Origin of the sequence: Actinokineospora sp. NBRC 105648, assembly GCF_030269645.1 — a bacterium.
GTDB lineage: Bacteria > Actinomycetota > Actinomycetes > Mycobacteriales > Pseudonocardiaceae > Actinokineospora.
In genome coordinates this window covers 214,610-229,158 of sequence record NZ_BSTR01000004.1, presented here as the reverse complement: position 1 = coordinate 229,158, position 14,549 = coordinate 214,610, and the positions used below count along the sequence as shown (strand labels likewise).

The 14,549-nt window shown below is 71.1% G+C and carries 16 protein-coding genes and 2 tRNA genes; 2 read left to right on the top strand and 16 right to left on the bottom strand.

Annotated elements, in window-relative coordinates; translation table 11 throughout:
* Positions 1 to 9 precede the first annotated feature (9 nt).
* From QSK30_RS06030 to purD, 7 genes are all read right to left on the bottom strand, one after another.
* Positions 10 to 1,191 carry a transglycosylase SLT domain-containing protein gene (locus QSK30_RS06030; protein ID WP_285500220.1) on the bottom strand — a complete coding sequence of 394 codons (1,182 nt, stop codon included), beginning with the start codon at positions 1,189 to 1,191 and terminating at the stop codon, positions 10 to 12.
* Between the two features lie 9 nt (positions 1,192 to 1,200).
* Positions 1,201 to 1,500, bottom strand: coding sequence for a hypothetical protein (locus QSK30_RS06025; RefSeq protein ID WP_285500218.1), 300 nt, complete (start codon positions 1,498 to 1,500; stop codon positions 1,201 to 1,203).
* Positions 1,501 to 1,570: 70 nt separating this feature from the next.
* Entirely contained in the window at positions 1,571 to 2,335 is a 765-nt protein-coding gene (locus QSK30_RS06020; protein ID WP_285500216.1) for an ESX secretion-associated protein EspG, read from the bottom strand.
* Position 2,336: 1 nt separating this feature from the next.
* A complete protein-coding gene (locus QSK30_RS06015; protein WP_285500214.1) occupies positions 2,337 to 3,656 on the bottom strand; it encodes a PPE domain-containing protein in 1,320 nt (439 codons plus the stop codon).
* A gap of 9 nt (positions 3,657 to 3,665) precedes the next feature.
* Positions 3,666 to 4,268 (bottom strand): DUF3558 domain-containing protein, encoded by a 603-nt coding sequence (locus QSK30_RS06010; protein ID WP_285500213.1) that lies wholly within the window; start codon positions 4,266 to 4,268, stop codon positions 3,666 to 3,668.
* A gap of 25 nt (positions 4,269 to 4,293) precedes the next feature.
* Positions 4,294 to 4,710 carry a PE domain-containing protein gene (locus QSK30_RS06005; protein ID WP_285500212.1) on the bottom strand — a complete coding sequence of 139 codons (417 nt, stop codon included), beginning with the start codon at positions 4,708 to 4,710 and terminating at the stop codon, positions 4,294 to 4,296.
* 95 nt (positions 4,711 to 4,805) lie between these two features.
* The gene (gene purD / locus QSK30_RS06000) at positions 4,806 to 6,074 is read right to left on the bottom strand and encodes a phosphoribosylamine--glycine ligase (RefSeq protein WP_285500210.1); all 1,269 of its coding nucleotides are present in this window, start codon (positions 6,072 to 6,074) and stop codon (positions 4,806 to 4,808) included.
* Between the two features lie 164 nt (positions 6,075 to 6,238).
* On the opposite strand from purD, the gene QSK30_RS05995 reads away from it, so the two are divergent.
* Entirely contained in the window at positions 6,239 to 7,360 is a 1,122-nt protein-coding gene (locus tag QSK30_RS05995; protein WP_285500208.1) for a glycerophosphodiester phosphodiesterase, read from the top strand.
* A gap of 76 nt (positions 7,361 to 7,436) precedes the next feature.
* On the opposite strand, the gene QSK30_RS05990 is transcribed toward QSK30_RS05995, so the two are convergent.
* A complete protein-coding gene (locus QSK30_RS05990) occupies positions 7,437 to 7,697 on the bottom strand; it encodes a UBP-type zinc finger domain-containing protein (RefSeq protein ID WP_285500207.1) in 261 nt (86 codons plus the stop codon).
* Positions 7,698 to 7,765: 68 nt separating this feature from the next.
* On the opposite strand from QSK30_RS05990, the gene QSK30_RS05985 reads away from it, so the two are divergent.
* The gene (locus QSK30_RS05985) at positions 7,766 to 9,310 is read left to right on the top strand and encodes a Na+/H+ antiporter (RefSeq protein WP_285500206.1); all 1,545 of its coding nucleotides are present in this window, start codon (positions 7,766 to 7,768) and stop codon (positions 9,308 to 9,310) included.
* A gap of 77 nt (positions 9,311 to 9,387) precedes the next feature.
* Here the strand turns inward: QSK30_RS05985 and QSK30_RS05980 are convergent.
* The 8 genes from QSK30_RS05980 to QSK30_RS36765 all read right to left on the bottom strand — a co-directional run bounded on the left by QSK30_RS05980 (position 9,388) and on the right by QSK30_RS36765 (position 14,430).
* Positions 9,388 to 9,472 (bottom strand) — tRNA-Gly (locus QSK30_RS05980).
* A 419-nt stretch (positions 9,473 to 9,891) separates the two neighbouring features.
* Positions 9,892 to 9,980, bottom strand: a tRNA-Arg gene (locus QSK30_RS05975).
* Positions 9,981 to 10,138: 158 nt separating this feature from the next.
* Positions 10,139 to 10,444 (bottom strand): hypothetical protein, encoded by a 306-nt coding sequence (locus QSK30_RS05970; RefSeq protein WP_285500204.1) that lies wholly within the window; start codon positions 10,442 to 10,444, stop codon positions 10,139 to 10,141.
* A 52-nt stretch (positions 10,445 to 10,496) separates the two neighbouring features.
* Positions 10,497 to 11,642 (bottom strand): LLM class flavin-dependent oxidoreductase, encoded by a 1,146-nt coding sequence (locus tag QSK30_RS05965; protein ID WP_285500202.1) that lies wholly within the window; start codon positions 11,640 to 11,642, stop codon positions 10,497 to 10,499.
* Positions 11,639 to 12,706 carry an ABC transporter substrate-binding protein gene (locus QSK30_RS05960; protein ID WP_285500200.1) on the bottom strand — a complete coding sequence of 356 codons (1,068 nt, stop codon included), beginning with the start codon at positions 12,704 to 12,706 and terminating at the stop codon, positions 11,639 to 11,641. Before QSK30_RS05960 ends, QSK30_RS05965 begins: the two co-directional genes overlap by 4 nt.
* Positions 12,693 to 13,415: an ABC transporter ATP-binding protein gene (locus QSK30_RS05955; protein ID WP_285500198.1), complete on the bottom strand. Its 723-nt coding sequence runs from the start codon at positions 13,413 to 13,415 to the stop codon at positions 12,693 to 12,695. Before QSK30_RS05955 ends, QSK30_RS05960 begins: the two co-directional genes overlap by 14 nt.
* Positions 13,403 to 14,224 (bottom strand): ABC transporter permease, encoded by an 822-nt coding sequence (locus tag QSK30_RS05950; protein ID WP_502871795.1) that lies wholly within the window; start codon positions 14,222 to 14,224, stop codon positions 13,403 to 13,405. Before QSK30_RS05950 ends, QSK30_RS05955 begins: the two co-directional genes overlap by 13 nt.
* Before the next feature lie 128 nt (positions 14,225 to 14,352).
* Positions 14,353 to 14,430 carry a putative leader peptide gene (locus tag QSK30_RS36765; RefSeq protein WP_352231547.1) on the bottom strand — a complete coding sequence of 26 codons (78 nt, stop codon included), beginning with the start codon at positions 14,428 to 14,430 and terminating at the stop codon, positions 14,353 to 14,355.
* Between the last annotated feature and the right edge of the window lie 119 nt (positions 14,431 to 14,549).

Here is a 14,549-nt window from a genome sequence, read left to right as displayed (position 1 = left end):
GTCCGGCGATCAGTAGCCCACGTACCCGCCGCCGCCGTGGGTGGCCTTGATGCCGGGGACGTTCGACAGCGAGCCGTAGCGCGAGATGGCGTAGTTGACGCCCGCGCAGATGTTGTCGACCGGGTTCCAGATGTTGCCGTGGCCGGGGATGGCGTAGCTGTTGAACGTGGGGTCGATGCACTGCATGAGGCCCTTGGACGGGGTGCCCTTGGCGGCGTTGGAGTCCCAGTTGTTGATCGCGTTGGGGTTGCCGCCGGACTCGTGCTGGATGATCTCCCAGATGATCTGGGCGTCGGCCTCGGTGACGTTGATGCCGCGCGCCCGCAGCTCGGCGATGGCCTGCCTGATCCACTCCTGGACGTTGCCGGGCGGTGGGCCCGCGGGCGGGCCGCCGCTGGAACCCAGGCCACCGCTGTGACCGCCGCCCCCACCGCCGCTGTGCGTACCGCCGCCGCCCCCACCGCCGTGGGAACCTTGAGAGCTGCCCTCGGGGGAGCCCTGGGAGCTGCCGACAACCGCGTCGGCGGGGGACTGGGCCTTGGGCTCGGCGGTCGCCGGTGCCGTGGAGCCCGCCGGGGTCGGGGTCCAGTCGATCTTCTTGCCGGGGGCCGGGGTGAAGGCCTGGGTGTTCGGGTCGGGGATCGCGGAGAACTTGGGGCTGATCGCGCCCGCGCGTCCATTCAGCGCTGACACGGCCGTGCTCACGGCGCGTTCGGCGTTGTCGATCTGTTCAGTGACGCGGCCTCGGTAACCACTCGCGAGTCCGTCCACGTAGGCGCGCTTCTCGTCGGCGGTGGCGTCCGTGTGGGCGTTGAGCCAGCCTTGGGCGTTGTCGTACAGCTCGCCGAAGATGCCCTCCAGCGCGTCGCGGGCGCCCTGGATACCGGTAGCCGCGGTCTTCAGGTCATTGGCCGCGGCGGTGAGGGCCTCGTTGAGCGAGGTCTCCGCCTTCGCGAACGTGCCCATGTAGGCCACGAACCCGTCCGCCGAGGTGCCCTGCCAGGCACCGTCGAGCTGCTTGACCGAGCCGTCGAGCTTGCCCGCCGCCTCCGTGCTCGCGGTGCCCGCCGTGGTGAACTTCGCGCCCAGGTCGCCGATGGCGGCGGGCTGCGCCTTGTAGACCTTGGTCGCCGTCTCGGCCAGTTCCGCGGGCACACCGCCCAGACCTGCCGCCGAATCCCTCGCAGTCACGGTTTCCCCCTACACCGTCATCGACTGGGTGGACGCGTGCTCGCTGTTGACCACCGACTGGCCGATCGAGTCGAGCGCGCGGTCGACGTTGCCCAGCAGCGCGCCCGCGCGGTCGAGCTCGTCGCTCGCGGTCTGCGCCAGGGCCCGCACGGCGGCGGCCAACGCGGCCGAGCTGGGCAGCTCACCGAACACCGCACCGTCGGCGTCGCGCGGGAGGTCGTCGCCCGCCGCGGCCATCGGACCGGTCTGGCCCGCGACGGCGGCGCGGCACTGCTCGATGGCCTGCAGGTTGTAGTTGGCGCCTGACACGGATCGGCCCCCTCAGCGGTTCGGTGCGCTCGGCTCTGACGACCGGCCCGGTGACCCGGTTCCCGAAAGGTCACACCTCGTCGAGAAGTTCCCACACGCACGCGGCCATCCGCGCGGTGTCCGCGGGGGCGATCGTGCTCCAGTCGCGGCCGTCGTTGCTCGGGCGGATCAGGTGCACGTAGCGGCCCTGTCCGGTGTCGTGGAAGTTGACCACCCGCGCCGCGCGGTTCCTGCGCTGGTCGCGGCCCACCCGCTCGGCGCCGAACTGACCCCGCACACCGGCGCCCGCGAACATCGCGGCGAGGGTCTGCGCGTCGTAGAGGGGGACGCCCGCGCTGTTCAGGGGGGTGATCAGGTTCTGCGGATCGCCACCCGCCTTGGCGTCGGCGGCCATCAGCACATCGGTCTGCAGGCTCACCGACCGACCGGGCCCGGCGGGCGCCTCACCGGCGATGGACACCGCGGCCTCGGCGAGCGCGGTCACCCGGGCGGCGATCAGCCAGACCTGACCGCTGTCGACCACGGCGAGGCCCGCTTGGTCACCGCTGGCCACCGCGTACGCCTTGATCTCGCGGTCGGTCCAGATCCAGCTATCGATGCCGACCTGCGCGTGGGCGAGCAGGCTGAGCCGGTCGGCGAGCTCCGGCACGGCGCGCCCGTTGACCACCAGCCCACGTTCCCGCAGTGCGGCGAACGCCCCCGCCACCAGCTCGGCGCGCTCGGAGTGCGTCGTGCCGGGGCTGGGGACGTCGATCGCGACGTGCCTGCGCGGGAGGCGCTCGGACTCCCACAGCACGTCGAACTCGAGGGCCGACAGGATGACGCTGCTGGACAACTCAGGCGTCTTCGTCCTGGCCGAGCACGGGGGAGACCACGAGGCGGTCGTCGCCGAAGACGTCGTCGGAGTCGATGCCGTACTTGCGCACGTGCTCGTCGTCCTCCTCGCCCTCGGCCCCGGCACCGGCCGCCGCGGGCTGCAGCAGCGAAGACCCCGGCCTGCCGCTCTTACCCGTCCCGAGCCGCTCGGCGTTGCGCGCCGCGCGGGCCTCCTCGTCGGGCATGTCCGCGACCGGGCTGAGCCCGCTCCGCTTGGCGCCCTCGTTGCCCGGGGCACCCCGCTTCGCCGCCGCGCCCTCGTTGCCGCCGCCGCGGACGACCTTGTCCTTCTCCAGGCTCGCGCCCGCCCCGACACCGGCGCCACCCGCACCGGCGATACCCGCCGCGGTCGCGATCTCGCCCATCAGCGCGCCGGGGAAACCGGGGCGCACACCACCGAAACCGGCGCCGGTGTTGGGCAGACCGCCCATGCCGGGGAGCACCGGACCGACACCGGACGACCGCCCGAGCGCCGGGATGTTCAGGCCCTCGGCCGGGCGGCCCGGGCCGGTGAAGCTGGGGGTGCCGGTGGGGCCGAGGCCGCCGGTCGTGCCGGGGGCGCCCGGGTTGACACCGCTGAAGGAGCCCGGCTGGCCGCCCGGGACGCCCGTCGCGCTGGGGCCACCTGGGGCCGTGCCGGCACCGGTGGGCGTGTAGGCACCCTCACCGGTGGAGAAGCCCTGCGCGGCGGTCATCCCGTGGGTCTGGGTGGGCTGGGAGACCAGGTTCAGGTTCGGCGGGACGGGCAGGTTCTGGTAGTTGCCCAACGCACCCTGGCTGTTGCGGGCGTAGTCGTTCATCGCGGCGGCCGCGGCGTCGTGCGCGGCTTGCGTCCGCTGCACCTCAGCCGCCCGCGGAGTGGTGACACCGACGGCGCTGAGACCCGCGTCGATCCAGCCCATCTGGTTCGCGCCGCGCAACTCCTGGCCCTGCGGCGCACTGCCCGCGGTGGCGGAGAAGGTGTGCCCCTGCTCGCTGACACCCCCAGCGGAGTTCGCGACCACGGGAACGGCGTCGGAGGCGTAGATGCTCGAGTTCTTCGTCGCCTCCTCACCCCGGTCGGCGGCGGCACCCTGCCACTCCACACCGATCTTGGCGAGCTCCTCGCGGAGCGTGCGGTCGGTGTCGGAGAGGCCGTCGGCGATGTCCATCAGGGCGCGGACGGCCCGGAAGATGCTGGACGACCCCGGCCCCTGCCGCAGCCGGTCGAGCTGCTGGGCCAGCGCTTCGTAGCCGTAGCCCTCGAACCGCAGATCGGCGAGCCCGTTGTCCCCTGCCATCTCAGCCCCTCACCTCGACGTCAGCGTGGCCATGGCCAGCGTGGCGGCCTGCTCACTCATCTGGCACATCTGATCGAGCGTAAACGCGTCGCGCAGGTTGACGGTGAACATGACCTGTAGCTGCTGTCCTTGCGCGACGTCGACAGTTGTCCAACAGTTGAACGTGTTCGCCTGGGACGCGCCCTTGAAGTTGTACCGAACGGCCGGGTAGCCCGCGACGGAGACGGCCTTGGCATCAACATTGCGCTTCCCGGTCAACCACGCCTCCGCGCCTTCGGTGGTCACCGCGGTCACGGCGTAGTCGTAGCCCGACTTCGCGGTCGACGCCTCGAGAACACACTCCTTCGCGCCGCGATAGACCTCGCTGGTGCTCGCGCGGGCGCGAGTACGAGTGACCTTGAGCTCGGCGAGCTGCGGCTGGGTCAACAGGGTGCACGGCTCGACACTGTCGAGCTTGATCTCCTTGGGGCGCGGCGGCAGCGATGTCGTCGGCGTCGCGGTGGTGGTCGGATCGGCCGAATCAGACGTCGTTACGGCAGGCGCGTCACCGGACGACACAGGTTTGCCGGTCTCGGCGGTGGTGCATGCCGCACCACCGAACGCGATCAGCACCGCGAACAGGACGTACCAACGCCGACTACGCACTCCGATTGCCCCCGAGAGCAGCGGAGATCTGGTCCTCGTTGTAGCCGTAGTCATGGGCGCTGGTCACGAGCTGGTCGACCAGGTTCTGCAGGCTTTGCACGTACTCGTTGACCCGCTGCTGATACGAGCCCGGGTTGCGAATCAGGCGATCGTTCCAGGACTCCGCCACTCGCTTGCTGACGATGTCTTCGCCCGGCGGCACGACGGCGAGGTCCTGCAACGCCCCGGTGACCCGGTCCTTGAGGGTGTCCAGTTGGGTCTGGATGACCTTGGCGGCGGCCAGGACGTTGTCGTGGTTGACGGTGAAGTGGCCGCCACTGGCCGGGGTGTTGCGCATGATCGTGTCTGCGGCTTGGCCTGCGGCTCCGACGATGGCGTCGATCGCGCCGCCGAGAGGCGGGACGTTCATGGGTGGTACCCCCGGGTACGCATCGTGACGGTGTGGTCTCCCGTTCGAGGCTACCAACGGGGTGGGTGGGGTACCTGAGCTTTCCCGCAGAAAAACTACCGCGCCACCGGAACACCGATCTCGCCGTTGAGGGCGCGCAGGGCGATGTCGGTGCGGTGGTGTGAACCGGGCAGGTGGACGGCGTCGACCTTGCGGTAGGCCTCGGCGCGGGCGGCGGTGAGGTCGTCGCCGGTGCCGACCACGGCCAGGACGCGGCCGCCCGCGGAGAGCAGGGCGCCGTCGTCGCGGCGGCGGGTGCCCGCGTGCAGGACGCCGTCGGACTCGGCGCCGGTGATGACGTCGCCGGTGCGGGGGCGGCCGGGGTAGCCGTCGGCGGCGATGACCACGGTGACGGCTGAGCCGGGGGCCCACTCCAGTGGCGGGTGCTCGGCGAGGCGGGCCTCGGCGGCGGCCAGCAGGAGGCGGGACAGCGGGCTGCGGAGCAGGGCGAGCACGGACTGGGTCTCCGGGTCGCCGAAGCGGCAGTTGAACTCGATGACCTCGGGGCCGTTCACGGTGAGCGCCAGGCCCGCGTAGAGCAGGCCGGAGAACGCCGCGCCGCGCCGGGACATCTCGTCGACCACCGGCTGGATGATCCGGGTCACCACGTCCTCGACCAGGCCGTCGGGGGCCCAGGGCAGCGGGGCGTAGGCGCCCATGCCGCCGGTGTTGGGGCCCGCGTCGTCGTCGCCGACGCGCTTGAAGTCCTGGGCGGGCAGCAGCGGGACGACCGCGCCCGCGGCGTCGACCACGCAGAACAGGGAGACCTCGGGGCCGTCGAGGAACGACTCGAGCAGGACCGGGTGGCCGCCGTCGAGCAGGGTCATCGCGTGCGCGCGGGCGGTGAGCAGGTCGGTGGTGACCACGACGCCCTTGCCCGCGGCCAAGCCGTCGTCCTTGACCACCCAGGTGGGGCCGAAGCGGGCCAGCGCGGCGTCGAGGCGGGCCGGGTTGTCGACGACCTCGCTGTGTGCCGTCGGCACCCCGGCGGTGGTCATCACGTCCTTGGCGAACGCCTTGGAACCCTCGATGCGCGCCGCCTCGGCACCCGGGCCGAAGCAGGGCAGGCCCGCGGCGCGGACGGCGTCGGCGACGCCGACGACCAGCGGGCCCTCCGGCCCGATGACCACCAGGTCGGCCTTCCAGCCGGTCGCCAGCTCGACCACGGCGGCGCCGTCGAGGGCGTCGACGCCGTAGGTCTCGGCCAGGGCCGCCGTGCCCGCGTTGCCCGGGGCGCACGCCAGCGCGACCACCTCGGGGTCCTTCGACAACGCCAGGACGAGGGCATGCTCGCGGGCGCCAGACCCGATCACCAGGACACGCACGGTGGACGAGCCTAGATGCTCGGCTCCCGGCGGCGGCAACCAGGCTCGCGGACCCTGGTCGTTCATCCGCGCGTGGGACACCCTTCGCCGGGCGGTGGTTCCGATTTCGTGGCGCGCGGCGAAGGTTGCGCGGTCACTGAGCTCCACCTGACAAGGAGGTCCCCATGCAGGCAACTCGTACCATCGGAGTCGCCCTGTCCGCCCTGGCCCTGCTCGGAGTCGCCACGTTGAGCACCGCGAGCGCGACCCCCGACGCGGGCGACCGGCACGGCACCGGCGCCGCCCCGCTGGTCATCGGCCACCGCGGTGCCTCCGGCTACCGGCCCGAGCACACCCTGGCGAGCTACGAGCTGGCCGCGCGCCTGGGTGCCGACTACATCGAGCCCGACCTGGTGTCCACCAAGGACGGCGTGCTGGTCGCCCGGCACGAGCCGGAGATCGGCGGGACCACCGACGTCGCCAAGCACCCCGAGTTCGCCGCCCGCAAGGCGACCAAGGTGCTCGACGGGGTCACGGTGACCGGCTGGTGGACCGAGGACTTCACCCTCGCCGAGCTCAAGACGCTGCGCGCGGTCGAGCGCATCCCCGACCTGCGGCAGCGCAACACCATCTACAACGGCCGCTACGAGGTGCCGACCTTCCAGGAGGTCATCGACCTGAGCAAGCGGCTCTCGCGCGAGCTGGGCCGCGAGATCGGGATCTACCCCGAGACCAAGCACCCGACCTACTTCCGCAAGCTGGGCCTGGAGCTGGAGCCCAAGCTGGTCGCCACCCTCGAGCGCAACGGCCTGAACCGGCGCGGCGCGAAGGTGTTCGTGCAGTCCTTCGAGGTGTCGAACCTGCAGTCGCTCAGCCGCAAGCTGCGGGTGCCGCTGGTGCAGCTCACCTCGGCCTCGGGCGCGCCGTACGACTTCATCGACCGCGGTGACAAGCGCACCTACGCCGACATCGTCTCGGCGGCGGGCCTGCGCGAGGTCGCGAAGTACGCCGCGGGCCTCGGCCCGGACAAGAACCAGGTCATCCCACGCGACGCGGCGGGCAACCTGGGCACGCCGACCGCGCTCGTGAAGGACGCGCACGCGGCCGGGCTGAAGGTGCACCCGTACACCTTCCGGGCGGAGAACAACTTCCTCCCGCTGAACTTCCGGTCCTCGGCGGTGCCGTCGGAGTACGGCAACCTGTTCGGCGAGCTGGCCGCGTACTGGGCGGCGGGCGTCGACGGCGTGTTCAGCGACAACAGCGACATCGCGGTGGCCTCGCGCGCGGAGACCTTCCCGCGCCGCTGACCCCCTGGTCCGCCGGGCCGCCACCCCGACCGGGGTGGCGGCCCGTTCGCTGTCCTGGGGCGCGCCGGGTGGTAGGTCAGACGATCTTGTTGTCGAGGTAGCACCAGCGCCAGGACTCGCCCGGTTCGAAGGACTGGATGACCGGGTGGTCGGTCTGCTGGAAGTGCGCCGTGGCGTGCTTGCGCGGGCTGGAGTCGCAGCAGGCGACGTGCCCGCAGGTCAGGCACAGTCGCAGGTGGACCCAGTGCCGGTTGCCCTCGGCCACGCAGTCCTGGCAGATGTCGGTGGCGTCCGGGGTTACCTCGGCGGGCAGCGCGTCGGTGTGTTCGCAGGTCATCGGGCCCGCTCCTTCCATGCCGGTGTGGGCATGGGTAATCCTTGCGCACGACGACGAGGGAGGCGCGAGTGGAACTGCTCCTGCTGGTGACGGGGTCGCTGGCGGTCGCCGCGGTGGCGCGCCGGATGGACTGGCCCGCGCCGCTGCTGCTGGTCGCGGTGGGGTTGGCGGTCTCGTTCGTGCCGGGGGTGCCCGACTTCGCGCTGAACCCCGAGTTCGTGCTGCTCCTGGTGCTGGCGCCGCTGCTGTACTCGGCCGCGTTGGACAGCTCCTACCTCGACATCAAGGCCAACATCCGGCCGATCGGGCTGCTCGCCGTCGGCCTGGTGCTGACCTCGACCGTGGTGGTCGGTGTGGTGGCTCACCTGGTCGTGCCCGGTCTGCCGTTGGCCTCGGCGCTGGTGCTGGGCGCGGTGGTGGCGCCGCCGGACGCGGTCGCGGCGGTGGCGATCGGGCGGAAGCTCGGCCTGCCCCGGCGGGCGATGACGCTGCTGACCGGGGAGAGCCTCGGCAACGACGCGACCGCGCTGACCGCGTTCAAGGTCGCCGTGGCGGCCGCGACCGGGGTGGCGGCGTTCTCCTGGTCGGAGACCCTGGTCACCCTGCTGGTCACCTCGATCGGGGGAATCGCGGTCGGGCTGGTGCTCGGCGTGGTGGTGCACGCCATCCGGCTGCGGCTGGGGGACGGGATCCTGGAGAGCGCGCTGGGCATGCTGGTCCCGTTCGGGGCGTACCTGCTGGCCGAGGAGGTGCACACCTCCGGCGTCCTCGCCGTGGTCGTGGCCGGGCTCTACCTCGGGCACAACGCGACCGCGGCCGGGTACTCGACGCGGCTGCAGGAGACGGCGGTGTGGGCGGCAATCGACGTGCTGCTGGAGTCGCTGGTGTTCGCCTTGATCGGGTTGCAGCTGCGGTCGGTGGTGTCGGCGGCCAAGCCGGGCTGGGGACTGGTCGCGGCATCGGGGGTGGTGCTGCTGGCGGTGATCGTGGTGCGGTTCGTCTGGGTGTTCCCGGCCGCGCACGTGCCCCGGTGGCTGTTCCCACGCATCCGGCGACGGGAGGAACGGCCCGGTTGGGCACAGCTGACGGTGATCTCGTGGGCGGGCATGCGCGGCGTGGTGTCCCTGGCCGCGGCGGCGGCGATCCCGCTGGGGATGCCCGGGCGGGACGTGGTGCTGCTGCTGACGTTCGTGGTGACCGTGGGCACGCTGCTGCTGCAGGGCCTGACGCTGCCCGCCTTGATCCGCAAGCTCGGCGTGCGCGCGGCGGACGGGCAGGACCGGGCGCTGGCCGAGGCCCAGGTGCAGAACAACGCCGCCAGGGCGTCCATCGACCGGCTCGACGAGATCCTCGCCGACGGCGACATCCCCGACCACCTCGCCGACCGGCTGCGGGCCATCGCCGAACACCGCGGCAACGCGGCGTGGGAAAGGTTGGGCAGGCAGGAGACCGAGAACCCGGCGGTGGCGTTCCGCAGGCTGCGCCGCGCGATGTTGGAGGCGGAGCGGTCGGTGTTCGTCGAGGCCCGCGACCGCGGCGAGATCGACGACGAGATCCTGCGCCGGGTGCAACGGGAACTGGACCTGGAAGAGGCCGCGCTGTCCCGAGAGTGAGGCTGTCCCGTGAGTGAGGCTGTCCTGCGAGTGAGCGGACAGGAAAGGCCCCGCGGGGGCGGCGGGGCCTTTCGAGGCGGAGAGGGCAGGATTCGAACCTGCGCGGGCGCTAGGCCCTTCCGGTGGAACTGGAACCCGTTAAGCCGCTCCGGGCACCTCTCCTTGACTGGGACTAGTTTCGCAGTCGGGTCTGATGTTGGGCTGATGAGTGGCTGACGGGTCTGTGGATCTTTTGTGGCTGCGGGTGGCTCGTGGGCTTGGACTGGTGGACTCGCCTCGGCGTTGCCGTCTTCGTTGCCCAAGTTACTAGCGTGGGCTCGATCTAGTGAACTCGCTTCGTGTGGGGCCCCTAGAGCACCGCGGTGGGGAAAGAGCGTGGGGTGAAGGGCATCCCCACTACCAGGCAAGTTTAGCGGTGCTCTCCCCCCACACGAAGCGAGTCCACTAGATCGAGCATCCGTAGCGGGCCTTGAGTTCCAGCGGGGTCGGCCTCACCGCTGCGGTCTTGTGTGGGTGGGGGTGGCCTCTCCGTTGCGGGTAGGCGGGGAAAGCGAAAAGAGCCCCGCAGAGGGGGCTCTCTTTGGCGGAGAGGGCAGGATTCGAACCTGCGTGGGCGCTAGGCCCTTCCTGGTAGAACAGGAACCCGTTAAGCCGCTCCGGGCACCTCTCCCGTTTGCCTTGCTGGGATAAGCATGGCGGTGGGGGTTGACGTTTGGCTGATCAGCGGCTGACGTTATCCCTCCTTCCCTCCCAGCCCCTTCCTTCCTCCTTCCTTCTCCTTCCTCCTCCTCTTCCCTCCTTCTCCCTCCCCGCTACCTCCCCCTCCCTTCACTCCTCCTCCCTCCCCGCTATCTCCCCTCCCTTCACTCCTTCCTTCCTTCCCTCCCTTCTCCCTCCCCTCCCGTCCTTCACTCCTTCCTTCCATCCCCTCACCCCTTCCTTCCCTCCCCTCCTTCCCCTCGCTCGCTCCCTTCCCCTCCTCTTCCCTTCCTCCCTCTTCCCTCCACCTCTCTTCCCTTCGTTCTCTTCCCCTTCGTTCTCTTTCCCTTCCTTCCCTCCTCCCTCCTTTCCTTCCCTCCTCCCTCCTTTCCTTGCCTCCTTCTTCCTCCTCCTTCCCTTCTCTCTCCCTCCCAAAAAAACAGCCCCGCGACCGGTGGGGTCGGGGGCTGTTCGTACTCGACAAGCGTCAGGATGCGGCTGTGCGCAGAGGGGTTCGGGTTGTGTCCGTCTGGTTTGCCAGTAGGCCGCGGCGGGCGAGTTCTGGGCGGACGCCCTCGCCGAACCAGTAGGCCTCTTCCAGGTGGGGGTAGCCCGAGAAGATGAACTCGGTGATACCCACGTCGTGGTACTGGGAGATCAGGTCGGCGACCTCGGCGTGGCTGCCCACGAGTGCTGTGCCTGCGCCGCCGCGGACCAGGCCGATGCCTGCCCAGAGGCCGGGGTGGATCTCCAGGCCGCGGACGCCTCGGTCCAGGGCGCCCTCGTGCAGGGCCAGCATGCGTTGCTGGCCGACGGACTGGCTGGCCGAGAGCTGCGCCTGCGCGGCCGCGACCTGGGCCGGGTCCAGGGCGTCCAGCAAGCGCTGGGCCTCGGCCCAGGCCTGTTCGGAGGTGTCCCTCGAAATGGTGTGCAGGCGGACGCCGAAGCGGAGCGTCCGGCCCTCGGCCTCGGCGAGGGTGCGGACGGCCGCGATCTTCTCCGCGACCTGGGCCGGGGGTTCGCCCCAGGTCAGGTAGACGTCGGCGCGGCGGGCCGCGACCGGGAGGGCGGCGGCCGACGACCCTCCGAAGTAGACACTCGGGATCGGGTCCGGGGCGGCCAGCGCGGTGGCGCCGACCACCTTGAGGTGCTCGCCGTCGAAGTCGAACGGCTGACCCGACCAGATCCCGCGCACGATGGCCAGGAACTCGTCGGTGCGGGCGTAGCGGCTGTCGTGGTCGTGGAAGTCGCCGAAGCGCTGCTGCTCGACCGCGTCGCCGCCGGTGACCACGTTCAGCAGCAGCCTGCCGCGGGAGACGCGCTGGTAGGTGGCGGCCATCTGGGCGGCCAGCGTCGGGGAGATCACGCCGGGCCGGAACGCCACCAGGAACTTCAGCGTGCTGGTCTCCCGGATCAGCGCCGCCGTGGTCAGCCAGGCGTCCTCGCAGAAGGTGCCGGTCGGGGTGAGCACACCGGTGAACCCGAGCCGCTCGGCCGCCTGGGCGACCTGGGCGAGGTAGTCGATGTCCGGGTCGCGGCGGGCGGAGTGCTCGGCGCGGTTGGCGTGGAAGCGTTCCACGACCGTGCGGCCGTCGCCCGAGGTGGGCAGGAACCAGTGCAGGGTGACGCTCACTTCTGCGCCCCGGATTCCGCCGCCGCCTTGACGTCGGCCGCGTAGCGGGTGTCGACGAAGTCGGTGAACTTGAACTTGGTCGGCAGCACCTTCGCTTCGACGAACGCGTCGGCGAGCTTCTGCTCGTCGGCGATCACCGTCTGGTCGATCTCGATCGGGCGGTCGAGGCCGCGCTTCGTCGCCTCCAGGGCGATCTCCGGCTTGAGCCCGGTGTCCTTGGCCCACGCGGCCGCGCGCTCCTCGCCGTGGGTCTTGGCGTAGTTGAGGGCCTTGGCGTAGCGGACGACGTAGTCGCGCAGCGCGGTGTTCTTGCCCGGGTCGGCCAGCGAACCCTTGCCCGCCACCAGGAAGCTGTAGCCGCTGGCCAGCGAGTCCGGGCCCGCCTCGGTGCCGGGCGCGCCGCCGCCGAGGGTGCCGGTGCCGTCGACGAGCACCTTCGCCTTGGCCTCGCGCAGGGCCTGGGTGGTGTACGGGTCCCAGATCGACCACACGTCGATGTTCTTCTGGGTGAACGCGGCGTAGGCGTCCGACGGCTGCAGGAAGCTGAGCTTGACGTCGTCGACCTTGAGGTTGGCCTTGGCCAGCACGGTGAGCACCAGGCCGTGCGCCGAGCTGCCCTTGGCGACGCCGATCGTCTTGCCGCGCAGGTCTTCCAGCGACTTGAGCGGGGAACCGTCGGGCACCAGCAGGGCGTCGCTGGAGACATCGCCCTTCTGCGCCGAGACGACGGCGATCTTGGCGTTGGCCGCGCCCGCGAAGATCGGCGGGGTGTTGCCGACCGCGCCGATGTCGACCGCGCCCGCCGAGGCCGCCTCCAGCAGCGGCGGGCCGGAGCTGAAGGTGGACCACTCGATCTTGTACGGCAGGTCCTTGAGCAGGCCCGCGGCCTCCAGGTAGGACTTCTGGCCACCCTTCTGGTCACCCACCTTCAGGGTGACCTTGGCCAGGTCGGCGGCACTGACCGTGTCCGGCACGGGCGCCGACGCGGCGGGGGTGTCGGTGCCCCCGCAGGCGGTGAGCGCCAGTGCGGCGGTCGCGAGCGGGATCAGGTTACGCAGTCGCACGTTCGGTCACTCCCAGGTCGCCCAGCACCTTCGTGCGGACACGGTTGAAATCAACAGCGGTACGGTCGTCAGTGACTGTTCTCGGCCGGGGGTGGCCGAGGACGTATTCAGCGGAGATCCGGCCCTCGTCGAGGACCAGGACGCGGTCGGCGAGCAGCAGGGCCTCGTCGACGTCGTGGGTCACCAGCAGCACCGACGGCCGGTGCCGCTGCCACAGGTCTTCGACGAGCCGGTGCATCGCCAGCCGGGTCAGCGCGTCGAGGGCGCCGAACGGCTCGTCGAGCAGCAGCAGGCCGGGCTCGCGCACCAGCGCCCGGGCCAGCGAGACCCGTTGCGCCTCACCGCCGGAGAGCGTGCGCGGCCAGGCGTCGGCGTGGTCGGCCAGGCGCACCTCGTCGAGCGCCTTGAGCGCGACGTCGCGGCCCCGCACCGGGTGCAGCCCGAGCACGACGTTGCGCCACACCCGCCGCCACGGCAGCAGCCGGGGTTGTTGGAACGCGACCGACACCTGACCGTCCACAGTGGCTTTGCCGGTGACGGCGGTGTCCAAGCCCGCCAACACCTTCAGCAGTGTGGACTTGCCCGAGCCGCTGCGGCCGAGCAGCGCGACGAACTCGCCGGGGGCGATGTCGAGGTCGAGCCCGTGCAGCACGGTCCGCTCGCCGAACCTCTTGGTCAGGCCGCGCACCTCGACGGTCAGCTCCGCCATTGCAGGGCCCTCCTCTCCACCAGGCGCACGATCGCGTCGGTGGCCAGGCCGAGGGCGGCGTAGACCACCAGGCCGACCACGATGACGTCGGTGCGCAGGAACTCGCGGGCGTTGTTGATCAAGTAGCCGAGCCCGCTGCTGGCGTTGACCTGCTCGCCCACGATCAGCGAGAGCCAGGCGATGCCCAGCGACTGGCGCAGGCCGACCAGCGTGTTCGGCAGCGCGGCGGGCAGCACCACGTGGAAGAGCCGCTCGGTGCGCGTGAAACCGAGCGCGGTGGCGGCCTCGATCAGGTGGCTGTCGACGTTGTGGATGCCGGAGTGCACGTTGAGGTAGAGCGGGAACGCGACGCCCAGCGCGACGAGCGCGATCTTGGGTTCCTCGCCGATGCCGAACCACAGGATGAACAGCGGGATCAGGCCCAGGAACGGCAGCGTGCGCAGCATCTGCACCGGCGGGTCGACCAGGAAGTTGCCCCACCGGGACAGCCCGGCGACGATGCCGAGCACCAGGCCGATGGCGCCGCCGATGACGAACCCGATGCCGACCCGGGTGGTCGAGACCACGAAGGCGTCGCCGAGCTCACCGGAGCGGGTCAGCTCGATGCCCGACTGCAGCACGGTCCACGGCGAGCTGAGCTTGTCCGGCGGCAGGAACCCGGTGCCGCAGGCGATCTGCCAGAGCGCGACGATCGCGAGTGGACTGATCCACCGGCGCAGGTCGGGCAGTCGCCTGCGCTTCTTGGCCGTGGGTGGGCTTTCCGGGTTGGTTTCGGCGCGCACGGGGGCGCCCAGGGTCGATACGGACACGGGGGTCTCCCGAGAGGTGGGGAAACGCGCGCGGGTGTGCGGGCGCGCCGAGGAGCCCGGGCCGGGGCGCCGGCACGGGGGCGGTCAGTGCTGGGGGAACTAGCCGGGCGCGGCCCGGCTGGAGCGCGTCAGGCCGGACAGATCGCGCTGGCCTGCCGCCGCAGATCGACGTGCAGGCGGGACACCAGGGATTCGCCGCCACTCATAAGGGTGAGTCTTGGAGCGGGCGCGCCGGAAGTCAACGGTCGGACAGCCCGTCCCGAATCCTGGAAAGGCGCACCACGGGTGCACCGATTCCACCCGGAATGGCTAGACAATGCGCGCC